Annotated in this window: 21 protein-coding genes; 20 read left to right on the forward strand and 1 reads right to left on the reverse strand. The window is 49.6% G+C overall.

The annotated features are described in order from the left end of the window. Nucleotides 1-22 precede the first annotated feature (22 nt). From coaBC to spoVM, 12 genes are all read left to right on the forward strand, one after another. Complete coding sequence (gene coaBC / locus J2736_RS13360) at nucleotides 23-1,246, forward strand: bifunctional phosphopantothenoylcysteine decarboxylase/phosphopantothenate--cysteine ligase CoaBC (protein ID WP_310227271.1); 1,224 nt, start codon at nucleotides 23-25, stop codon at nucleotides 1,244-1,246. Then, on the forward strand, nucleotides 1,246-3,759 hold the full coding sequence (gene priA / locus J2736_RS13365; RefSeq protein WP_310227273.1) for a primosomal protein N': 2,514 nt from the start codon (nucleotides 1,246-1,248) through the stop codon (nucleotides 3,757-3,759). Before coaBC ends, priA begins: the two co-directional genes overlap by 1 nt. Before the next feature lie 40 nt (nucleotides 3,760-3,799). Continuing rightward, nucleotides 3,800-4,285: a peptide deformylase gene (def, locus tag J2736_RS13370; RefSeq protein WP_310227275.1), complete on the forward strand. Its 486-nt coding sequence runs from the start codon at nucleotides 3,800-3,802 to the stop codon at nucleotides 4,283-4,285. Then, the gene (fmt, locus tag J2736_RS13375; RefSeq protein ID WP_310227276.1) at nucleotides 4,282-5,229 is read left to right on the forward strand and encodes a methionyl-tRNA formyltransferase; all 948 of its coding nucleotides are present in this window, start codon (nucleotides 4,282-4,284) and stop codon (nucleotides 5,227-5,229) included. Before def ends, fmt begins: the two co-directional genes overlap by 4 nt. 88 nt (nucleotides 5,230-5,317) lie before the next feature. After that, complete coding sequence (gene rsmB, locus J2736_RS13380) at nucleotides 5,318-6,793, forward strand: 16S rRNA (cytosine(967)-C(5))-methyltransferase RsmB (protein WP_397340640.1); 1,476 nt, start codon at nucleotides 5,318-5,320, stop codon at nucleotides 6,791-6,793. Nucleotides 6,794-6,889: 96 nt separating this feature from the next. Beyond that, nucleotides 6,890-7,942, forward strand: coding sequence for a dual-specificity RNA methyltransferase RlmN (gene rlmN, locus J2736_RS13385; RefSeq protein ID WP_310227280.1), 1,053 nt, complete (start codon nucleotides 6,890-6,892; stop codon nucleotides 7,940-7,942). 12 nt (nucleotides 7,943-7,954) lie between these two features. Continuing rightward, nucleotides 7,955-8,719, forward strand: coding sequence for a Stp1/IreP family PP2C-type Ser/Thr phosphatase (locus J2736_RS13390; protein ID WP_310499083.1), 765 nt, complete (start codon nucleotides 7,955-7,957; stop codon nucleotides 8,717-8,719). After that, entirely contained in the window at nucleotides 8,716-10,818 is a 2,103-nt protein-coding gene (gene pknB / locus J2736_RS13395) for a Stk1 family PASTA domain-containing Ser/Thr kinase (protein ID WP_310499084.1), read from the forward strand. The genes J2736_RS13390 and pknB overlap by 4 nt, the downstream gene beginning before the upstream one ends. Beyond that, on the forward strand, nucleotides 10,818-11,750 hold the full coding sequence (gene rsgA / locus J2736_RS13400) for a ribosome small subunit-dependent GTPase A (RefSeq protein WP_310499085.1): 933 nt from the start codon (nucleotides 10,818-10,820) through the stop codon (nucleotides 11,748-11,750). The genes pknB and rsgA overlap by 1 nt, the downstream gene beginning before the upstream one ends. 5 nt (nucleotides 11,751-11,755) lie before the next feature. Next, complete coding sequence (gene rpe / locus J2736_RS13405) at nucleotides 11,756-12,406, forward strand: ribulose-phosphate 3-epimerase (protein WP_310499086.1); 651 nt, start codon at nucleotides 11,756-11,758, stop codon at nucleotides 12,404-12,406. A gap of 14 nt (nucleotides 12,407-12,420) precedes the next feature. Continuing rightward, the gene (locus J2736_RS13410; RefSeq protein WP_310499087.1) at nucleotides 12,421-12,666 is read left to right on the forward strand and encodes a hypothetical protein; all 246 of its coding nucleotides are present in this window, start codon (nucleotides 12,421-12,423) and stop codon (nucleotides 12,664-12,666) included. Nucleotides 12,667-12,937: 271 nt separating this feature from the next. Continuing rightward, the gene (spoVM, locus tag J2736_RS13415; RefSeq protein ID WP_036634233.1) at nucleotides 12,938-13,018 is read left to right on the forward strand and encodes a stage V sporulation protein SpoVM; all 81 of its coding nucleotides are present in this window, start codon (nucleotides 12,938-12,940) and stop codon (nucleotides 13,016-13,018) included. A gap of 103 nt (nucleotides 13,019-13,121) precedes the next feature. Here the strand turns inward: spoVM and rpmB are convergent, their stop codons facing one another. Further along, entirely contained in the window at nucleotides 13,122-13,310 is a 189-nt protein-coding gene (gene rpmB, locus J2736_RS13420) for a 50S ribosomal protein L28 (RefSeq protein WP_029197753.1), read from the reverse strand. Nucleotides 13,311-13,558: 248 nt separating this feature from the next. Here rpmB and J2736_RS13425 point away from each other — a divergent pair, with 248 nt between their 5' ends. The 8 genes from J2736_RS13425 (at nucleotide 13,559) to J2736_RS13460 (ending at nucleotide 21,659) form a co-directional block, all read left to right on the forward strand. Beyond that, entirely contained in the window at nucleotides 13,559-13,918 is a 360-nt protein-coding gene (locus J2736_RS13425; RefSeq protein ID WP_310499088.1) for an Asp23/Gls24 family envelope stress response protein, read from the forward strand. Nucleotides 13,919-13,947: 29 nt separating this feature from the next. Next, nucleotides 13,948-15,693 (forward strand): DAK2 domain-containing protein, encoded by a 1,746-nt coding sequence (locus tag J2736_RS13430; protein WP_310499089.1) that lies wholly within the window; start codon nucleotides 13,948-13,950, stop codon nucleotides 15,691-15,693. Between the two features lie 45 nt (nucleotides 15,694-15,738). After that, nucleotides 15,739-16,599: a DegV family protein gene (locus J2736_RS13435; protein WP_310499090.1), complete on the forward strand. Its 861-nt coding sequence runs from the start codon at nucleotides 15,739-15,741 to the stop codon at nucleotides 16,597-16,599. Between the two features lie 3 nt (nucleotides 16,600-16,602). Beyond that, nucleotides 16,603-18,651 carry an ATP-dependent DNA helicase RecG gene (gene recG / locus J2736_RS13440; protein WP_310499091.1) on the forward strand — a complete coding sequence of 683 codons (2,049 nt, stop codon included), beginning with the start codon at nucleotides 16,603-16,605 and terminating at the stop codon, nucleotides 18,649-18,651. 57 nt (nucleotides 18,652-18,708) lie between these two features. Continuing rightward, entirely contained in the window at nucleotides 18,709-19,035 is a 327-nt protein-coding gene (locus J2736_RS13445; RefSeq protein WP_310499092.1) for a DUF1294 domain-containing protein, read from the forward strand. A gap of 156 nt (nucleotides 19,036-19,191) precedes the next feature. Next, nucleotides 19,192-19,479 carry a stage VI sporulation protein F gene (locus J2736_RS13450; RefSeq protein ID WP_310499093.1) on the forward strand — a complete coding sequence of 96 codons (288 nt, stop codon included), beginning with the start codon at nucleotides 19,192-19,194 and terminating at the stop codon, nucleotides 19,477-19,479. Nucleotides 19,480-19,732: 253 nt separating this feature from the next. After that, entirely contained in the window at nucleotides 19,733-20,824 is a 1,092-nt protein-coding gene (locus J2736_RS34365; RefSeq protein WP_310499094.1) for a collagen-like protein, read from the forward strand. Between the two features lie 106 nt (nucleotides 20,825-20,930). Then, nucleotides 20,931-21,659, forward strand: coding sequence for an S-Ena type endospore appendage (locus J2736_RS13460; protein WP_310499095.1), 729 nt, complete (start codon nucleotides 20,931-20,933; stop codon nucleotides 21,657-21,659). The last annotated feature ends 18 nt before the right edge of the window (nucleotides 21,660-21,677 follow it).

The following is a 21,677-nucleotide window of genomic DNA, read 5'->3' on the forward strand; positions in this document are numbered from 1 at the left end:
GGTATTTCGAAAGGGGATTCCCATGGGTGTTTTGCAGGGTAAAACAATTGTACTCGGTGTCTGTGGAGGCATTGCGGCGTATAAGGCCGCGGCATTAACGAGTAAATTAACACAAGCTGGGGCTGTTGTGAGGGTTATTATGACACGCTCCGCGGTGCAATTCGTTGCGCCGTTAACGTTTCAAACCCTGTCGCGGCATCATGTGTTTGTCGATACCTTCGATGAGAAGGATCCTTCAGTTGTGTCTCATATTAATTTGGCGGACAGCGCAGATCTCGTGCTGATCGCGCCAGCTACAGCCAATACGATCGGCAAGCTCGCCTTAGGGCTGGGTGATGACATGCTAAGCACGACATTGCTTGCGACCATGGCACCGATCTGGGTGGCACCTGCGATGAATGTGCATATGTACGCGAATCCAGCTGTACAGACGAACATGGAGACGTTGCGTCGCCGTGGCGTTCGTTTCATCGAGCCTGGCGAGGGGCAGCTTGCCTGTGGGTATGTGGGCAAAGGGCGTCTTGCCGAGCCGGAAGAGATTTTTGCAGCGGTTGAGCGGCATTTTCAAGGGGAGGCGGGGCTCTTAACGGGCAAACGCGTCCTAGTGACGGCCGGAGGCACGGTTGAACGTCTGGATCCGGTTCGTTATTTAACCAATGATTCTTCAGGCAAAATGGGCTATGCCATTGCGGAAGAAGCGGTACGCATGGGGGCGAAAGTAACCTTAGTGTCAGGGCCGTCGGCCCTAGCCGTACCTGAAGGTGTTCAGCTTGTTCCTGTGAAGTCTGCGCTGGATATGCGCGAAGCAGTGTTAAGCAGGCTGGCGGAAAGCCAGCTCATTATTAAAGCAGCGGCTGTAGCCGATTATCGCCCTGCAGTGGTTGCCGAGCAGAAAATCAAAAAGAAGGCAGATTCTTTAACGCTGGAGCTGGTGAAGAATCCGGATATTTTGCAGGAAATTGGTGCGCTGAAAACTGCGAAACAGTTCGTCATTGGGTTTGCTGCGGAAACAGAACGCTTGGATGAGCATGCAATGGACAAGCTGAAGCGCAAAAATTGTGACCTTATCGTAGGGAACGATGTGTCTCAAGAAGGCGCAGGCTTTGGCGGGGATACGAATGTCGTTCGCTTCTATGATCAGAATGGGCTTGTACAAGCGCTTCCGATTCAAAGCAAATGGGATGTTGCACGTAAACTGCTTGAGCTTGCTGCAGTGCGAATGGCTGCGACTGCGGGGGAATCCTGATGTACGCCAAAGTCATTGTCGATGTCCCAGCTAAGCAAACGAATCGGGCGTTCGACTATGAAGTGCCGTCATCTCTGCGTAAGTGGGTCGAAGTCGGCAGCCGAGTAGGTGTACCTTTTGGACCACGCGTTCTGCAAGGCTTTGTGGTCGAACTGCAAGAGAAAACGGAAGTAGACGCAAAGCGCATCAAGCCGATTCAAAATGTATTGGATCTGGTTCCACCTCTGACAAGTGAACTTGTCAGTCTTGGACGTTGGATCAGTCGCATGTATATGTGTCATGAAGTAACGGCTCTGCAGGCGATGCTTCCTGCGGCACTTAAAGCGAAATATGAACGTGTCATTATCGTAGGGGATGAATCTGAGGACCAATCCCTTCTCGATATGCCGGATATTGAAGCTATTCTTAGCTTTGTGAAGAGTAAGGAATCGGTTTCCATGGACGTGTTGTTGGAGCGGTTTTCGAAGGAAGGCGCTCTGATCAAAGAGCTGTTGTCATCGGGCAGACTTACGGAAGTTCAGCTAGTGAAGGACAGGATGAATGCCAAAAAGGCGCTAACCGTATTTCCACCTGCAGGTGGTCGTGGCTTGGAAGAGGCGCTTGGCGAGCTTCCGGCCAGAGCGAACAAGCAGAAGGATGTACTGCGATATTTGATCGAACACCCGCACGCTATTCGCTTGACGGAGCTGATGGAAACGATTGAGGTCGGAGCGAGCACGGTCAAAAGTTTGGCGGATCGCGGCTGGATCGAGCTGCGCGAAGTGGAAGTGATGCGCGACCCGTACAGCGGGCGTGCTTTTACAAGGACGAAGCCGCTTACCCTGACAGAGGAGCAGAGCGGCGTGTTTGCTCCTATCCGCGATGCGGTGGCAGAAGATCGCCATGAAGTGTTTCTGCTCCACGGGGTGACAGGAAGCGGCAAGACAGAGGTATACTTACAATCCATCCAGCAATGCTTGGATATGGATAAGGAAGCGATTGTTCTTGTGCCGGAAATTTCTTTGACGCCGCAGATGGTCGAGCGTTTTAAAGGAAGATTCGGCGACCAAGTTGCTGTTCTGCATAGCCGCTTGTCGAACGGCGAGCGTTATGATGAGTGGCGTAAAATTACCCGCAAGCAGGTGAAAGTCGTCATCGGCGCACGCTCGGCGATTTTTGCTCCTTTTACGAATATTGGCTTAATTATTATAGATGAAGAGCATGAATCCTCGTATAAACAAGAAGAGAGTCCCAAATATCATACCCGTGATGTGGCTGTTCAAAGGGCAAAGCAGCAAGATGCCGTTGTGGTACTCGGCTCCGCTACACCATCTCTGGAGAGTATAGAGAAAACGAGACGCCGGAGAGATCGCCCTAAACCTCCTTTTACATTGCTGACCATGAAAGAGCGCGTTGCGAGCAGACCTATGCCGCCTGTGACGATTGTGGATATGCGGGAGGAGCTGAAAACCGGCAATCGGTCGATGTTTAGCAGATCTTTGTATAAAGCGATCGAAGAACGGTTACACAAGAAAGAACAGACAGTATTGCTGCTGAATCGACGCGGGTATGCGACATTTGTGATGTGCCGAACGTGCGGTTTCGTTTCGCAGTGTCCGCATTGCGACATTTCATTAACGTATCACCAAAGCTCACATGCGCTGCGTTGTCATTATTGCGGTTATGCGGAGCGTGAAGTGAAGGAGTGTCCGAGTTGTCAGTCCGAGCATATTCGCCATTTTGGGACCGGGACGCAGCGTGTCGAGGAAGAATTGAGCAAGATATTTCCTGGTATTAGGGTCATTCGCATGGATGTGGATACGACGACTGAAAAGGGTTCTCATGAGAAATTGTTAACGATGTTTCGTGAGAAACAGGCGGATGTTCTTTTGGGGACGCAGATGGTGGCAAAAGGGTTGGATTTCCCCGATGTTACCTTAGTTGGGGTTATCGCGGCAGATACTGTGCTGAATATACCTGATTTTCGTTCCGCTGAGAGGACGTTCCAGCTGTTAACACAAGTTGCAGGTCGAGCGGGACGGCATGAGAAGCAAGGGGAAGTGTTTGTGCAAACGTACACACCTGACCATTACAGTGTGCAATATGCAAGTCATCATGACTATATCGCTTTTGCCAATCATGAAATGGATATTCGGGCAAATTTGGGGTATCCGCCTTATCAAAGACTGATTTTAATTACATTCTCACACGAACAAGTCCCCCTCTTGGTGCGCATGGCGGAAGCCTTTGTTACACGGTTAAAAGAGATCGCTCTTCCGTATACGAGGCAGCAGGTTGACTTGTTTGCGGATGCGGTATCGATGGATTCATCTTTTCATTTTGACGTGTTAGGACCTGTGGCCTCGCCTATTTCCCGAATCAAAGATAGATATCGATTCCAATGCGTGGTAAAATATCGTGGGGAAGATAGAGCTGCAGAAATCGTTGGGAAGACAGTAGCTTGGTTTGAGGAGCGCTCAGCCAAAGAAAAGCTGCTAATAAGCGTGGATGTTGACCCGCAATATTTGATGTAAGACCCCCTAATCGAGACGACTTAAAGGTAGGTGCACATTCATGGCTATTCGTATTATTGTTAAAGATCCAGATCCTGTGCTGCGCGAGAAAGCGATCACAGTTACGAAATTTAATTCCAATCTGCATAAGTTGCTTGATGATATGGCAGATACGATGTATGAAGCGGAAGGCGTTGGTCTTGCTGCTCCACAAATCGGTATTCTGAAGCGTGTAATCGTCATGGATTGCGGCGAAGAGCATGGCGGTTTGATCGAAATGGTGAACCCAGAGATCGTCGTATCCAGCGGTGAGCAAATGGGGCCAGAAGGCTGTTTGAGTATTCCTGGTCTTCGTGGCGATGTGCTTCGTGCGTTGAACGTAACGGCGAAAGGGCAAGATCGTCATGGCAATCCGATTGAAGTTACGGGCACAGAGCTGCTAGCTCGTTGTATTTTCCATGAGATTGACCACTTAAATGGCGTATTGTTTACGGATCTTGCGGTCAAAACGTATACAGCCGATGAAGAAGAGGAAGAAGAAGCGTGAATATTATTTTCATGGGTACGCCGGATTTCGCAGTTCCCTCCTTGCGTGTACTCTTGGAGGAAGGCTATAACGTGACAACTGTTGTCACGCAGCCGGATCGGCCGAAGGGACGCAAACGCGTCCTTACGCCTACACCAGTGAAGGTAGAGGCTGAGAAGCATGGCATCCCGGTTCTTCAACCCGTGAAGCTGCGTGAGGCGGATTCCGTAGAGCAGCTTCGCCAGCTTGCGCCAGATCTAATTGTAACAGCGGCTTATGGTCAAATTTTACCGAAATCGGTATTAGATTTGCCTAAGTATGGCTGCATTAATATTCACGCATCGCTGCTTCCTAAATATCGGGGAGGAGCGCCGATTCATCATGCTGTGATGCGAGGTGAGGCCGAAACAGGCGTTACCATCATGTATATGGCGGTTGGATTGGATACGGGGGATATGATCTCGCGTGTTGAACTTCCGATTGAGGATACGGATACGACAGGGATGTTGTTCGATAAACTGAGTATAGCTGGGGCTGATTTGCTAAAGCGGACATTGCCAGATTTACTTGCCGGACGGATCGAAGCTGTTCCTCAGAATGAGGCTGATGCGGTCTATTCACCTAATATTCGCAGGGAAGATGAACTTCTGGACTGGTCACGTTCAGCAACGGAACTGTGGAACCATATTAGAGGCTTAAACCCTTTTCCTGGTGCGTATACCTTTTGGAATGGGGAAGTGTTGAAGGTATGGGCGAGCTTGAAGCCGAATCAAGCCCATGAGGAGCGCTCTGGCGCAGCGCCAGGAACCGTGCTTAGTTGCAGTGAGCAAGGGATTGAAGTGATGACGGGAGCAGGCACATTGTGGCTCACGGAGATTCAACCTGCTGGCAAAAAGGCGATGCCTGTATCTGAATTCATTCGCGGAGCGCAAATTCCTGCGGGTACCGTGCTGGGGAACGTGTAAAGTAGCGTTCGGTCACATTTGATTTCAAATAAGGGGAATTTTGTGAACTGATTATAGATGCCATACAAGTTGTAAAGTCACGAAAAAAATGAGGTATTTGATTTTGTCTACAAACAAACCAAGTCGTCCGCACCATGGACATTCCAATTCGCAGGGCGCGCGCAAGCCCTCTGCGTCAAAATCATCCTCGGGCGCTGCGAAGAGCAGCGCTGTTAAGCGTTCTGCCCGTGATGCGGCACTGGACGTACTTATTCGAGTTGAAGAGAATCAGTCTTATAGTAATCTGCTGCTAAATCAAGTTCTGCAAAAGCATGCGCTGGAGCGGGCTGATGCGGGTCTTGCTACCGAGCTCGTGTATGGCACGATCGGGCGTCAGAATACAATCGACTTCTTCTTAGAGCGATTCGTCAGCAAAGGGCTCGCGAAGCTGGAGCCCTGGGTAAGGTGCTTGCTGCGGCTGAGCTTCTATCAGCTGCAGTACTTGGACCGCATCCCTGACCATGCGGTCGTGAGCGAAGCGGTCAATATCGCGAAGCGCCGAGGCCACCAAGGCATCTCGGGCATGGTCAACGGCGTGCTGCGGGCGATCATCCGCAGCAAGGACGAGCTCACGCTGCCGGCTGCGCTCGGCGACGTGAAGCGCATCGCACTGAGCCATTCCCATCCGGAATGGCTCGTGCGCCGGTGGATTCGTCAGCTCGGCCCGGAGCTGACGGAACAGATCTGTGCGGCGAACAACGAGCCGCCGCACGTGAGCATTCGCGCGAACGCGAGGCGGCGCAGCCGCTTGGAGCTGCTGGAGCAGCTCCAAGCTAGCGGCCTCAGCGCGGAAGTGTCAGAGCTGGCCCCGGCTGGGATCCTTGTACAGGGGGCCGGGAACATGGCATTAGTCCCCGGCTTCCAGCAAGGGGACTTCTCGATTCAAGACGAGAGCTCGATGCTCGTCGCCGAGGCTCTTGACCCGCGTCCAGGCATGAAGGTGCTGGACTGCTGCGCCGCCCCTGGCGGCAAGACCGCCCACATCGCCGAGAAGATGGACGATGTGGGTCAGATTTGGGCTTGTGATCTGCATGAGCACAAGCAAAAATTAATCGCAGATCAAGCGGAGCGTCTGGGACTATCGTCGATTCAGACGCTCGTGATGGATGCTGCGAAGCTGGAAGAGCATTTTGCGGCGGAGTCCTTCGACCGCATCCTCCTGGATGCTCCTTGCTCTGGCCTTGGGGTTATACGCCGCAAGCCAGACCTCAAGTGGGCAAAGCAGGAGACGGAGATCGAGGCGATCTGTGAAACGCAATATGCGATTCTAAGTCGTGTACATCGCTTGCTTAAACCAGGCGGAGTGCTTGTGTATAGCACCTGCACGATTGAACAGGCTGAGAATGAAGGCATGGTCGAACGCTTTCTTGCCGAGCATAGCGAGTTCGAGTTAACTCCGCTGCCAGCGGAAGTTTTCACGGAGATTGACCCGAAGATGGCTGCGTCTGGCATGGTGCAAATTCTGCCGCAGCAGTATCATTCGGACGGTTTTTTTATCGCTCGACTGCGTAAACGTGACGTGTAACGGACAGGGACGTGTGTTCGTTTCTGCTTTGTGTTAAAATACTTTAAATAGACGAAATAACAACAGGTTGTGATAAATGTGAATTTAAAGCCGTACGTGAAAGAGAAACCATTTGTATATGATTTGAATTGGGATGAATGGCAAAGCTGGGTAAAAGAAAACGGCGAGTCCGCGTTCCGTGCCGGTCAAATTTTTGACTGGTTATATATAAAACGCGTGTTTAGCTTCGATGAGATGTCGAATCTGCCGAAGACGCTTCGCGACAAGTTGAAGGCGAATTTTGACTTCGTAACCCTATCGGAGATTACGAAATATCAATCTCAAGACGGCACGGTCAAGTTTTTGTTCGAGCTTGAAGATAAGAACGCCATTGAAACGGTTGTCATGAAGCATAACTATGGCAACAGCATCTGCGTGACGACACAAGTCGGTTGTCGCGTTGGTTGTACGTTTTGCGCCTCTACTTTAGGCGGTTTGAAACGTGATTTGCGACCAGGTGAGATCGTCGCCCAGGTCGTCAAAGCTCAGAAATTGCTCGATGAGACGGGAGAGCGTATTTCTTCCATCGTGATTATGGGGATTGGTGAGCCTTTCGAAAATTATGAAGCGACCATGAATTTCCTGCGTGTCATGATTCACCCGAAAGGCTTGAATATCGGGCAGCGTCACATCACGGTATCCACGAGCGGAATCGTGCCGAACATTTATAAGTTCGCGGATGAGAATTTGCAAGTCAATTTGGCGATCTCGATTCACGCGCCGAATGATGCCTTGCGCTCGAAGTTAATGCCTGTTAATCGCAGGTTCCCTTTCGTTGATCTAATCGAAGCATGTAAGTACTACATTGCCAAAACAGGCAGACGGATTACGTTTGAATATGCCCTTATGGGTGAAGTGAATGACCAGCCTGAGCATGCGGAAGAGCTGGCGCTTGTCTTGAAAGATATGCCGCTTAGCCACGTGAATCTGATTCCTGTCAACTTTGTGGCTGAACGTGATTTCAAGCGTACACCGAGAGATGATATTTTTACCTTCCAACGTATTCTCGAGAAGGGCAAAATTAATGCCACCATACGCCGTGAACAAGGTAGTGATATTGCGGCTGCCTGCGGACAATTGCGAGCTAAGCATATGGAGAGCACTAAATGAGGTGAGAGCCGGATGAAGATGGTAAGTCGTACCGATATAGGGAAAGTCCGTCAAGTCAATGAGGACCGTGCTGCCATCCACCATCAACTCAATGGTCTATCTTTGGCTATTGTTGCGGATGGGATGGGGGGGCATCAAGCTGGTGATATTGCCAGTCAAATGGCCATTGACACGATTGGAGCGCAATTGCAATCCATCCATTGGGGAATGTCGGTGGAGTCCTGTAAGCAAATATTGAGGGAAGCGATTGAGAAGGCGAACGAGGAGATTTATGCTTTTGCGTCGGATCAAGAAAAGTACCACGGCATGGGAACGACGGTCGTTGCCATTATTGCTTCACAGGAACTTCTTATTATCGGACATATCGGGGATAGTCGTGCTTATAAGTTGACTGGGGAATCGATCACACAATTGACGGAAGATCATTCCTTGGTTTACGAGCTTGTTAAGAATGGGCAGCTGACGATGGAAGAAGCGGATCATCATCCAAGACGCAATTGGATTACACGAGCATTGGGCACGGAGCCTAGTGTGGAAGTGGACCTGTACGAGTACACGTGGCGTCCAGACGACGTTATTCTCATTTGTTCGGATGGGTTGAGCGGGTTGGTCGATGATGCGGATATCTTGCGGATTGTTCGGGAAAATGAGCAATTGGAAGATGCGGCAGAGGCGCTGATCCAGCGCGCGCTTCGCGAAGGCGGAGATGATAATGTAACGGTCCTTTTAATTGCACATGATCAGGATTCGGACGGAAAAAGGGGTGATGGGAATTGATCGGTAGAAAGCTTGGAGGCCGCTATGAGATCTTAGAGCGTATTGGCGGAGGCGGCATGGCTTTGGTCTACAAAGGGCATGATTTGCTTTTGAATCGCAAAGTAGCTGTCAAAGTACTGCGTTCGCAATATGTACACGATGAAGAATTCATTCGTCGCTTCCGCAGAGAAGCTCAAGCAGCCGCTTCCCTCTCTCATCCTAATGTTGTCAGTATTTATGACGTTGGGCAAGAAGAAGATGTCCATTACATCGTGATGGAATATATCGAAGGCAAGACGCTGAATGATTTGATTAAGGAAAAGGCACCATTACAGGTGGAAGATGCTGTTCATTACGCAAGTCAAATTGCGGATGCACTTGATCATGCCCACCATAACGAAATTATTCACCGTGATATCAAGCCGCACAATATTCTAATTGGCAAAAACGGCCGAGTGAAGGTGACGGATTTCGGTATCGCTAGAGCCGCTACTTCCTCTACCATTACACAAACCGGATCTGTTGTCGGTTCTGTTCACTATTTCTCGCCTGAGCATGCGAAAGGCACGAATACGGGGGAGAAGTCCGATCTGTATTCGCTTGGCATTGTGATGTATCAAATGCTGACCGGTCGACTTCCTTTTCTTGGGGAAAGTCCGATTTCCGTTGCCTTGAAACATTTGCAGGAAGATGTGGAAGAGCCGCGTAAGGTGAATCCGTTGATTCCGCAAAGTGTAGAGAATATTATACTCAAGGCCATGCGCAAAAAGCCGGAAGAACGGTACCAATCTGCGAAGCTGATGATGGCGGATCTCGATACGTGCTTGGCTCCAGATCGTCGGAATGAAGCGAAGGTTGCTTTCTGGGATGCTTATGGCATGGATGAAGAGCGTACACTGGTTATGCCAGCCATTCGCGCTGATCAGCTAGCTCAATTCGATGATGACGACGATGATGAACCAGATAAGCCCGCTTGGCGAGAAGAGCCAGCTCCTTCGAAGGGGAAAGGCTGGATTAAGCCGCTCATCTGGATTGCTGTTTTACTAATTGTGTTAGGCGCCATGTGGTATATGGTTGGTTATGTGAAAGGGATGTTCGCCATTGAGACTGTTGATGTCCCGAATGTCGAGAACAAGTTACTGACACAAGCGCAAGCTGAACTAACGGTTGCCAAATTAGGCTGGACGGTCGAATATGACGAGGATAGCAAACTTCCCAAGGATACGGTCATTCGTCAAGATCCAAGCGGGTTAAGACTGAATGTCGGTACGAAGGTTATACTTTATGTAAGTAAAGGCATACCGAAATTCAAAATGGACAATTATGCGGGGCAAACCCTAGGCGATGTTAAGTTAAAGCTGCAGGGACTGGGTATTAAGGATGATCAAATTACGATCAAACCTGAAACATCCGATAATCCGCCGGATCTGATTCTTAAGCAGTCACCAGCTCCTGGTGAGGAGTTTGAACTGGAAAAAGCCGCGATTATCCTTACGGTGAGCAAAGCGAAGGAAACGGTTAAAATGCCTGACTTAGTTGGCATGGCGGAAGCAGAAGCGAAGGCACAAATTACGAAGCTGGGTCTGAAGCTCCCGGTCAATGGGATTACTCGTGAAAAGAGCTACAAAGTAGCTAAAGGAAAAGTAATCGCTCAGTTTCCTTATAAAAAAGATGAGGAAGCCTCCATCGGCGGGGATGTTTCACTCGTCATTAGTGATGGTTTGCCAGAGGAAGCTGGTCAACTCACGGTTAGCGTACCTGTGAAGCCGACAACAGAAGGCAAGGATTCCGTGTTCAAAATTATTGTGAGCGATGCCCAGTATGAGAATTTCGAATACTTGACTGAAAAAGTCTCGAAACCGCAAAACTTGGATGTCAAAGTTATTGTTTCACCGGACAAAAAAGCCGTAATCTTGATCAAAGAAGGAGACAGCTTGGTTAACTCAATCACACGCACCTATCAAGATTATTTGGATCAAAAAAATGGGAAACCGGTATCGCCTAGTCCATCCCCGACTCCGAAGACACAAAATACCGGACCTGCTATACCCGTTGGTGGGAATGGTCAAGGTCAAACTGGTGGAACAGCTTCGAAACCACCTGCTGGAGGGGCCAATTAATGCCGCAAGGACTTATTGTTAAAGCGCTTAGCGGTTACTATTATGTATTGCCTGAAGGTGTTCCACTACTGGAGGGCAATACGGTAACCTGTCGTGGAAGAGGCGTGTTCAAGAATAGAAATATAACGCCGCTTGTTGGAGATCGTGTCGTGTATGAGGCTACAGAGAATGGGGAGGGGACGGTTACAGAAATCCTTCCTCGCTCTTCAGAGCTCATTCGACCGCCGATAGCGAATGTGAACGTGGTTGTGCTCGTTTTTTCGGTGACAGAGCCCATTCTAAATACACAACTGCTGGACAAGTTTCTGGTGCATATCGAGAATACGGGGATTGATGTGCTTCTATGCTTCACCAAAAGCGATCTGCTGACGGTGTCGGATGACGATCCCACGCATGCCAAAGAAATGACATCGGCGGAATTTGAGCGGATAACGAAGCTCTATGAGGGCATCGGGTATCCTTTCGTTACGACGAGTTCCCGACTAGAAGAGGGTGTGGAAGCGATTCTGCAGCATCTAGATGGCAAAGTTAGTGTATTCGCGGGGCAATCCGGCGTAGGTAAATCTTCTTTGTTGAATAAAATGATTAGTGGTCTTGATCTGGAAACGAATGCAATTTCGCAGCGATTAGGAAGAGGAAAGCATACCACACGTCATGTGGAGCTGCTACCGCTTGCTAATGGCGGTCTTGTTGCCGATACGCCAGGGTTCAGCCAGCTTGATTTCATGGAAGTCGAAGCTGAGGGCCTATCTAGCTGTTTTAGGGAGTTCGCCGCTGTTGCAGAAGGCTGCCGCTTTAGAGGCTGCTTGCACTTGCATGAACCGGACTGTAAAGTACGGGACGGCGTCGCGGAAGGTACGATTGCGGCCTCTCGTTATGATCACTACTTGCTATTTTTAACTGAAATCAAGGAACGGAAGAGGAGGTATTAGACGTAATGGTATATGTAGCACCTTCTATTTTGTCTGCTGATTTTGCCAAGCTTGGCGACGAGATTAAAGCTGTCGAGCAGGGCGGAGCGGATTGGATTCATGTCGATGTCATGGATGGCCATTTTGTGCCCAATATTACGATTGGTCCATTGGTTGTTGACGCGATTCGTCCAGTTACGAAGCTGCCGCTTGATGTTCATCTGATGATTGAAAATCCGGATCGTTACATTCCTGATTTTGTGAAAGCAGGCGCGGATCTGATTTCCGTGCATGTAGAAGCGTGTACACATCTTCATCGGACACTTGACTTGATTAAGCAAAGTGGTATTCAAGCAGGTGTTGTCCTGAATCCTGCTACACCCATCTCGCTCATTGAGCATGTACTTGATGAGCAGTTGGATCTTGTACTTATTATGACAGTGAACCCAGGCTTTGGCGGACAAGCATTCATCCCAGGGATGCTGACCAAAATTCGCGCGCTGCGTGAGCAGGCGAATGCGAAGGGTCTCACAGGGCTTCATATTGAAGTAGACGGCGGTATCAATGAGTTAACGGCACGACAGGTCATAGAGGCGGGGGCTGACGTCTTGGTAGCCGGCAATGCCGTATTCGGGCAGCAGGACCGCACTGAGGCCATTAGACGAATACGGGGCTAAGGGGACGAAGGACAATGCGATTTCTCTGGTTAATGATGTACAGTGTGCTTTGTGCGGTATTACTGACGTGCTTTTCACATATTGACGATTTTGTGAAGTACATTTTCTCGCTTGGCGCGCTCTACGTAGGGATGCGGTTCTTCCGTCGATTTGATCAAATTAGCTTCCGTATATGGTTTATCGTCATCTCGGTATTCTTCTATTTCCTTTTCAGTTTAATTGTTGCACTGTATACCCAGGTGGGCATAACCGCTCCATAGCCCGCATACATATAGTTACAAGAGCGAAGTGCTCTTGTAGCTTTTTTTGCTTTCTGGAAGCAACTGAATTGTGGGAGGAAGTAAAAATAGATGTCACGTTTTCTCCGCTCTGGGCATACACTGTTGTAATGATGTTAAGGAGCAGTCATGCACGTTGTGAAGCGTTTGCTCAAGAAGCTAGAGAGCTGGCGAAGTCTGTTTTCTGACGAAAACGCTAAGTGGATGCTTAGGAAGCCAGTTGTCTGGCGAAAACTCTAAGGAGGGGTAGAGAATGAAATTCTACACAATCAAACTGCCGAGATTTTTGGGAGGATTTGTGAAAGCCGTACTTAATACGTTTAGCAAAAACTAAGCTGTGCCTATACTTACATCATTCTCCCCAGAATGCAAAAAAAGCACCGATTAAGGTGCTTTTTGTCATTCACATAAGTAAGTTAAGTATCCGCAGCTACGAATTAAACGCGAGCCACTTTTCCGGATTTCAACGCACGAGTACTTACGTAAACCCGTTTCGGTTTACCATCAACGAGGATGCGAACCTTTTGAACGTTAACTCCCCAAGTACGCTTGTTTTTATTGTTAGCGTGGGACACGTGATTTCCTGAACTAGGACTTTTACCTGTAATGAAACATTTGCGGGACATGTTTGACACCTCCTTCGGCAGTATACAAAGAAGCCTGGGTGGCAAGCCTAAGCTTGACATGACAGTATTCCTCAAATTAAATCTTGTGATACGTAATGCTTCCAGCAAAAACACACTTAAACATAATAGCATAGCAAAAGGAGCCGAGTCAACGAATTAACCGCATTTTTGCCGTTTATTTATGAAGTATGTTATAGTACAATGAAGATTAGTCTTGCTAAAGTGAAACTTGAAGGAGTTGTTACATAATGCCGATTGAACTCACAACCGAGTATGGAAAAGTGTATATTACCAATGAAGTGATTTCAACTCTGGCCGGATCTGCTGCATTAGATTGCTATGGGCTTGTAGGCATGGCAACAAGAAAGCAATTGAAGGATGGCATAGCTGAACTATTAGGTCGAGATAACTTGAGCCGCGGTGTAGAAGTTCGTAGAGAGAACGGGCGACTAGAAATTGATCTTTATATTATTGTCAGCTATGGAACCAAAATATCCGTAGTGGCAGGGAATGTCCAAACGAAAGTCAAATATATTTTGAATGACGTTGTAGGGTTGCAAGTGGACGATGTGAACATCTTTGTTCAAGGCGTTCGAGTAGCCAAATAATAGCCCGAAAATCAGGAAGGGGAATCACTTTGAGTAAGCGCTTTATTTCAATAAATGGAAATGACTTCACTGCCATGGTCTTGGCGGGTGCGGATAACCTTCGCAGGAATGTAGATAAGGTTAATGGATTGAACGTTTTCCCTGTACCCGATGGAGATACTGGCACCAACATGAATTTAACACTCACAGCAGGTTGTGAGGAACTGAAGAAGAAGCCATCTTCTCATATTGGGAAAGCAGCTGATGCATTGTCCAAAGGGTTACTGATGGGCGCAAGAGGCAATTCTGGTGTGATTTTATCGCAGTTGTTTCGCGGTTTCGCGAAGCATGTGCATGATTTAGAACATGTGAATGGCCAGCAATTCGCGGCTGCCTTACAACAAGGCGTAGAAACAGCCTATAAGGCTGTGGTAAAGCCAGTTGAAGGTACGATTTTAACGGTATCGAAGGAAGCAGCAAAGTTCGCTGTTCAATACCGTCGCAGCAGCGACTTATTGGATCTGATGAACGAGGTGTTGGGCAGAGCGAAGGAAGCACTGGCTAAAACACCGGATCAGCTGGCGATTCTGAAGCAAGTCGGCGTTGTGGATGCAGGGGGCCAAGGGCTTGTATGCGTCTATGAAGGATTTGTTACAGCGCTAAACGGTGGTTTGGTACAAGTAGATGAAGATTTTGCTACAATGGATACCAACTTAAGTGAAGTGTCTCTTCTTCCTGGCATGAACTTAGCCAAAGAGGTACATGCTCATTTGCCAGCGCAGGCTCATATGGCCACTGAAGACATCGAATTCGGCTATTGTACGGAATTTATGCTGACGATTGCTCCTGGCAAGGTCAAGGGTTTTACTTTTGATGAAGGTACATTTCGTGAGCAGCTTAGCAAGCTGGGAGATTCGCTCCTTGTCGTTGCTGATGAAGAGCTTGTGAAGGTGCATATTCACGCGGAGTATCCAGGCGAAGTTATGAATCAAGCGATGAATTACGGGGCATTAAGCCGTATCAAAATTGAAAATATGCGTGATCAGCATTCACATATATTAGAAGATGTGACGCATGGGTATGATGCTCCGGCAGCTATCTCTTCCACGACAGCTGTTGCCGCGCCTGCTGCTAAGAAGCCTTATGGCTTTGTTGCTGTCGCACTCGGCGATGGGATTACCGATATTTTATCCAGTGTTGGCGTTGATGTCGTGCTTTCAGGCGGACAAACGATGAATCCGAGTACAGAGGATATCGTGAACGCTGTGAACAGCATTGATGCGGACACCATTTATGTGCTTCCGAATAACTCGAACATTATTTTGGCCGCGCAGCAAGCGGTGGAGCTGGTCGATAATAAAACCCTTATTGTTATCCCATCCAAATCCATTCCGCAAGGACTTGCAGCTATTTTGGCTTTTCAAGAGAAGGCGGATGCCAAGACGAATACGGATGCAATGAGTGAATCACTGCGACGTGTGAAATCGGGTCAAGTCACCTATGCCGTGCGTGATACGAACATGGATGGTATGGATATTAAGCAAGGTCATTTCATCGGTATCCAAGATGGGCGTATTGTCTCTTCACAGCCAAGCTTGATGGACGCGTGCAAGAAGCTGCTTGAGGCCATGATTGATGAAGGCAGTGAAATTGTGACGATTCTGACGGGCGAAGATGCTACGGAAGAAGGCACGGAAGAGCTGGAGGCTTTTATTCAGGCGATGTATCCGGATATGGAAATTGAGCTTCATCCTGGTGGACAACCCTTGTATGCCTACCTATTTTCGGTTGAGTAAGAGCATACAAGCTGGTAGTTTAAATTCGTGATTGGAGTGAGCCCTGTGACAAACATTCGCATTGTAACGGATAGCACGGCCGATATTCCATTGGCTGTCAGAGAAGCGTTGAATATTGAAATGGTGCCGCTCAAAATTAATTTTGGCGAGGAACAGTATCTGGATACAGTGACGCTGCAGTCCGAGGATTTTTATCGGAAGCTGACGTCGTCCTCTCACTTTCCAACAACGTCAACGCCGTCACCTGGTGAGTTTCTGGCTGTCTATCAAGGCTTGCTGGAAGAGCCCGATACCGAGGTGATTTCTATTCACTTGTCTTCTGTGTTGAGTGGAACGTACAGGACGGCGGAACTGGCTTCTACGCTATTAGAGGGAGATCAGGTCGGTAAGGTTCACCTTGTTGATTCCTGCTCTGCTTCCTATGGGATAGGGGCACTCGTGGTGGCTGCAGCGGAAGCTGCGCAAGCTGGGAAGAGCGTCGCTGAAATTACAGCGCTTGTGCAAGAGATGAGAGCGAACTTTTACATTTATTTTCTTGTTGATACGTTGGAGTTCCTTCAAAAGGGCGGACGAATTGGGAAAGCGTCGGCGCTGCTGGGTTCCTTATTGAACATTAAGCCGATTTTGACTTTGGACAGTGCGGGTGAAGTGACCGTTGTTGATAAAGTACGTGGTAACAAGAAAGCGATAGCGCGCATACTTGATCTGTTAGCCACAGATGTGTCGGATAAGACGATTCATACATTGCATATCGCTCATGCTAATAATTTGGAAGGTGCGGAGGGGCTGCGGGAGGCCATCATGCAACGCTTTGCTGTGGAGCACGCGGATTATATTACCCTAGGTCCTGTTATTGGTGCACATGCTGGGCCAGGTACGATTGCAGCCTTCGTGAGTACGGTGTAAGAGATGGATTTAAATCAATGTCAAGTACGTGAAGTCCATGGAGTTGGCGCTCAAAAAGCACTTGAGCTAAACGCCATGGGCGTTTTTACGGTTATGGATTTGCTGGAGTATGTTCCGTTTCGGTATGAGGATTACACCGTTCGTGACCTAGCCAGTGTGAAGGATGGTGATCGTGTCACCGTTAAGGGCTACATTATCGGGGAGCCGGTGTTGCAGCGCTACAGTGGCAAATCTCGTCTATCGTGCAAGGTGATGGTCGATGACTTCTTGCTGACGGCGGTGTGGTTCAACCGCCATTTTCTGAAAGATCGCTTGCGACCGCAGCAGGAGATTACCCTGACTGGTAAATGGGATGCCAAGCGGCGGCAAATGAGTGTGTCCGATTCGGAGTTCCCCGGACAAGGGGATTCGAATACCGGCACCATTCAGCCGGTATACTCGGTTGTTGCGGGTACGATTACGCAGAAATGGATGCGTAAGATTATCGGGCAGGCGCTGACACAGTACAGCGCGATGATCCGTGAAGTGCTGCCGGCGAGCATCACCGACAGGTACGGGTTTATGTCGCGCAGCAAGGCGCTGGCTATTATCCACACCCCGAGTGGTGTGGAAGAGGGCAAGCAGGCGCGCAGGCGCATGGTGTATGAGGAGCTGTTCCTGTTCCAGCTCAAGCTCCAGGCTTATCGGGCTGTGACGCGCAGCCGCACGGATGGGTTGAAGCAGGGGGTCGATCTGCCTGCTGTACGCGCCTTCGTGCGCGCGCTCCCCTTCCAGCTGACAGAGTCGCAGAAGAAGGTCGTCGGTGAGCTCCTGCACGACATGCAGGAGCCATACGCGATGAACCGACTGCTGCAGGGCGATGTCGGTGCGGGGAAAACGATCGTCGCGGCTATCGGGTTATACGCGACGGTGACGGCCGGCTACCAAGGCGCGCTGATGGTGCCGACGGAGATTCTCGCTGAGCAGCATAATCGCTCGCTCAGCACGTTGTTCGAGCCTTATGGGCTGCAGGTCGCTTTGCTGACCGGAAGCTCCACAGACCGCCAGCGGCGCGATCTGCTGGCCTCTTTGCAGATGGGGTTGATCCACGTGCTGGTCGGGACGCATGCGCTGATTCAAGAGGATGTCTATTTCCGCCAGCTGGGGCTGGTTGTGACGGACGAGCAGCATCGCTTCGGGGTAAATCAACGCAGTATTCTGCGGCGCAAAGGGATGAATCCGGACGTGCTGACGATGACGGCGACGCCGATTCCGCGCACGCTGGCGATTACGGCGTTCGGCGACATGGACGTGTCGACGCTGCGTGAGCTGCCGAAGGGGCGGAAGCCGATCAAGACGTATGCGGTTCAGCATGCGATGCTGGAGCGTGTGCTCGGTTTTATTCAGCGCGAGGTGGCCGCAGGCCGTCAGGCGTATATCATTTGTCCGCTCATCGAGGAGTCGGACAAGCTGGACATCCAGAATGCGGTCGACGTCCACATTCAGTTGCAGCAGCATTTTCCGCAGATGCGGATCGGCTTGCTGCACGGGCGTATGAGCGCGCAGGAGAAGGAAGCGATTATGCGCGCGTTTAAGGAAGGCACCGTGGAGGCGCTCGTGTCGACTACGGTGATCGAGGTTGGCGTGGACGTGCCGAACGCCACGCTGATGGTGATCTACGACGCCGACCGTTTCGGCCTGTCGCAGCTGCACCAGCTGCGCGGCCGGGTCGGGCGGGGCGAGCACCAGTCCTTCTGTGTGCTCATCGCCGACCCGAAGACGGAGGTCGGCAAGGAGCGCATGAAGGCGATGACGGAGACGACCGACGGCTTCGAGATTGCGCGGCGCGACCTCGAGCTGCGCGGGCCGGGGGATTTCTTCGGCACGAAGCAGAGCGGGCTGCCGGAGTTCCGAATCGCCGATATGATGGCGGATTTCGAAATCATGGAGCAGGCGCGAGATGATGCGGCCGAGCTGGTCGGCGACTCGTCCTTCTGGACGGGGGCTTCTTTTATGCCGCTGAGGGCGTATTTGGAGCGGGCTCATATTTTTGACAGCGAAGTGCTAGATTAGTAGGCAGGTGCCTAAGAGAGCTAAAGAGACAAAGTCGCTCAAAGGTTGACCCGTGGCGTGTTCCCTTTTAAGATAGGAGTAGCAGCGCTATTTTATGGAAACGAAGGTGTGCCGCCAGTGACTTATTTCCTCGTTTATTTATTAGTTATGAATATCCTTACGTTTATTGAGATGGGTCATGATAAAGGACAAGCCAAAAAGGGCGGGCGCCGTGTGCCGGAGAAACGACTTTTTTTATTCGCTGCGTTTGGTGGCGCGATTGGTGGTTGGCTGGGCATGCGGATGTGGCGGCATAAGACGAAGCATACTTCGTTTGTCGTTGGTTTTCCGCTCCTAATTGCTTTGAATTGTATCTGTGTCATCCTCATAGCCGTGTATATGTAAAATGAAATGAAGGAACAGCTGCCGGAAACGGTGGCTGTTTTTTCGTCTTTTTCTGCTGCTTGTCGATAGAAGTTTGCTCGTAGACAGATTACGCAGTCAAGTTTACCTGGGTTCACTCATATAGATAGGAGCATGACGGGTATCGGAGGTGCGGGGATGAGTTATCAGCAATATGGCATCGATCCTGCGCTCGTGGAGCGTGTAAAGTTCAAAATGAAAAATCCTGAGGTCAAAGAGCGCATCAAAATGCTGCTCCAAGGCGTGACAAAGGCAGATTTGCAAAATGCAGCGAAGGTTACGCGATTAATCGGTCTTGCCGCGGGCATTTTTGGCGAGAAACTGAGCGGAAGCCAGACAAATCAGATTTTAACGTTTATCCTGGCGCAAAAGATTGATCCGAATAACACGTTTCATTTAATTAAATTATGGTCTATATTTCGATAGGTACATGATGAAAACGCCATATGTAGAGTGTGAGATGCTCTATTGTGGCGTTTTTGCGAGTAAGCTGCGTGTAATTAAATAGTTGCGAAAGGCCTCTGGGTAAACTCAACACCAGAAGGCCTTTTTTTCGTGAGGATATATTTTATCTAAGGGACATGAGTACAAGCATTTTAAGCTGAATTTCATTTATTAGTAATAAGTTGTTTGAAGCAAGGAAGGTTCTTGTATGGTTTGTCTTAGGAGGGTATGATTTGTGAACTATTGTGGTCCTGCAGGTGAGGATGAATTTCAAAAAAAATGTTCATGTTCATGTTCAGTTCCTTTAAGCTGCGGCGGGATTCCGTGTATATGTCCAACTGGCCCAACCGGAGCAACGGGTGAAACAGGAGCAACAGGAGTAACTGGTCCAACTGGGGCAACCGGAGCGACTGGGGCAACCGGAGAAGCTGGCCCAACCGGAGCGACTGGGGCAACAGGCCCAACCGGACCAACAGGTGCGACTGGGGCAACCGGTGCGACTGGGGCAACAGGAGCAACAGGCCCAACCGGGCCAACAGGGGCAACCGGAGCGACTGGGGCAACAGGAGCAACAGGCCCAACCGGGCCAACAGGGGCAACCGGAGCGACTGGGGCAACCGGAGAAACTGGCCCAACCGGACCAACAGGTGCGACTGGCCCAACCGGAGCAACCGGGGCAACTGGAGTAACTGGCCCAACCGGGCCAATCGGAGCAACTGGAGTGACCGGCCCAACAGGTCCAACAGGTCCAACAGGTCCAACAGGAGCAACAGGAGTAACAGGAGCAACGGGAGTAACTGGCCCAACTGGGGCTACCGGAGCAACCGGTGCGACTGGACCGAATTTTGCGACGAATGGATTTTCGGCATTCCTGTCTACGTTATCCATTGCAACAAGTACACAGCTTACGAATTGGTCGACGACTAGTCCGTATTATGGAAGTGCGAATTTTAACGCTGTGACAGGCAACTTCACGGCGCCGACAACAGGAAGATACACAATTCTAGCAACGATTAACTACGCTACGACTGCAGCTGTCAGCGTGAGTATAGGAGCCGGAGTCAATCCTTTTTTTGCCGTGCAGCGAACATCTCCTTCTGCCTTCAATTTGGTGAGCGGTTATCTACCTATTTTAAATGTTAACGTAGCCTTAGTCCTAACTTTGCGCGCGGTATTGGGAACCGGTGAAATTACGTTGGCTGGGGATGTTATATTGACGGCAGGCGATGTTGTTGGTTTATTCTATAATGCTGCGGGATTAGCAATTACGATTAATATAGGCAATGCTGCGGCTGGAGTAGTCTGGTCGATACACCAGATTGCCTAGTCTCACATATTGAAATAAATTGAAAACATGTATGACCATTGGGGGAGAACAATCATCTAATATAAGTATGCATTAGGAATTGGCACTTCGAGGGGAGGAGGAGGCGGTGATCAAGAAGAAACGCAGCGCGAGGAAAAAGGTTGTAGAGCTGACTATCGTTCACAAGACATCGTCTTCTTGCTTATCCTTAAACAAAGGGAGAGTTAGCAGGCCAAAGCAGAAAAAGCAGTCTTATCGTCAATCGATGACGAGTATCACACATCCCGTTCTTCCTTCTTCTCGCAGCCGCTATCCAACCAATAAGCCAAAGCCTGAGTGGAGCTCAAATCCAAAACTAAAGCTAATTTATAAGCCAATGGTGAGACCTTGTCCACCACCAAAGCACCACCATTGCCATCCTCCACCTCCACCAGCCTCGGTGACAACGATCAATAAAGAATGCTGCGGTAATATACTTCTTCAAGGCAATCAACCTGGATTTCGGATATGGGAGATGGATGTGGACTCTAAGATTGAAGTGGCTCAGATCAGCATATATTCGAGCTCGAGCAGCACCCAAGCATTAGAGGTTGACATTGAAACCGATGACGTCGATAACAAAAGGCTGAGCATTCCTCCAGGTAGTACCATTAATTTTATTGGCCAAAGTGTCAAAACAATTACCATTGCTTCGCTGGGGGATGAAATGGGGTATGTAGACGGCAAGTACGTCATCTCCACGACTATCCAAATCCAATCCGATCATTCCTGCTGCGATCAATCGAGTAGGAGGGGACGGCTAGTCCCCGACCTCTCACACCACCGTACGTACCGTTCGGTATACGGCGGTTCATGAAATATTCCGTAATGAGTT

Source organism: Paenibacillus qinlingensis (assembly GCF_031455095.1).
In the GTDB taxonomy this organism is placed as follows: Bacteria; Bacillota; Bacilli; order Paenibacillales; family NBRC-103111; genus Paenibacillus_E; species Paenibacillus_E qinlingensis_A.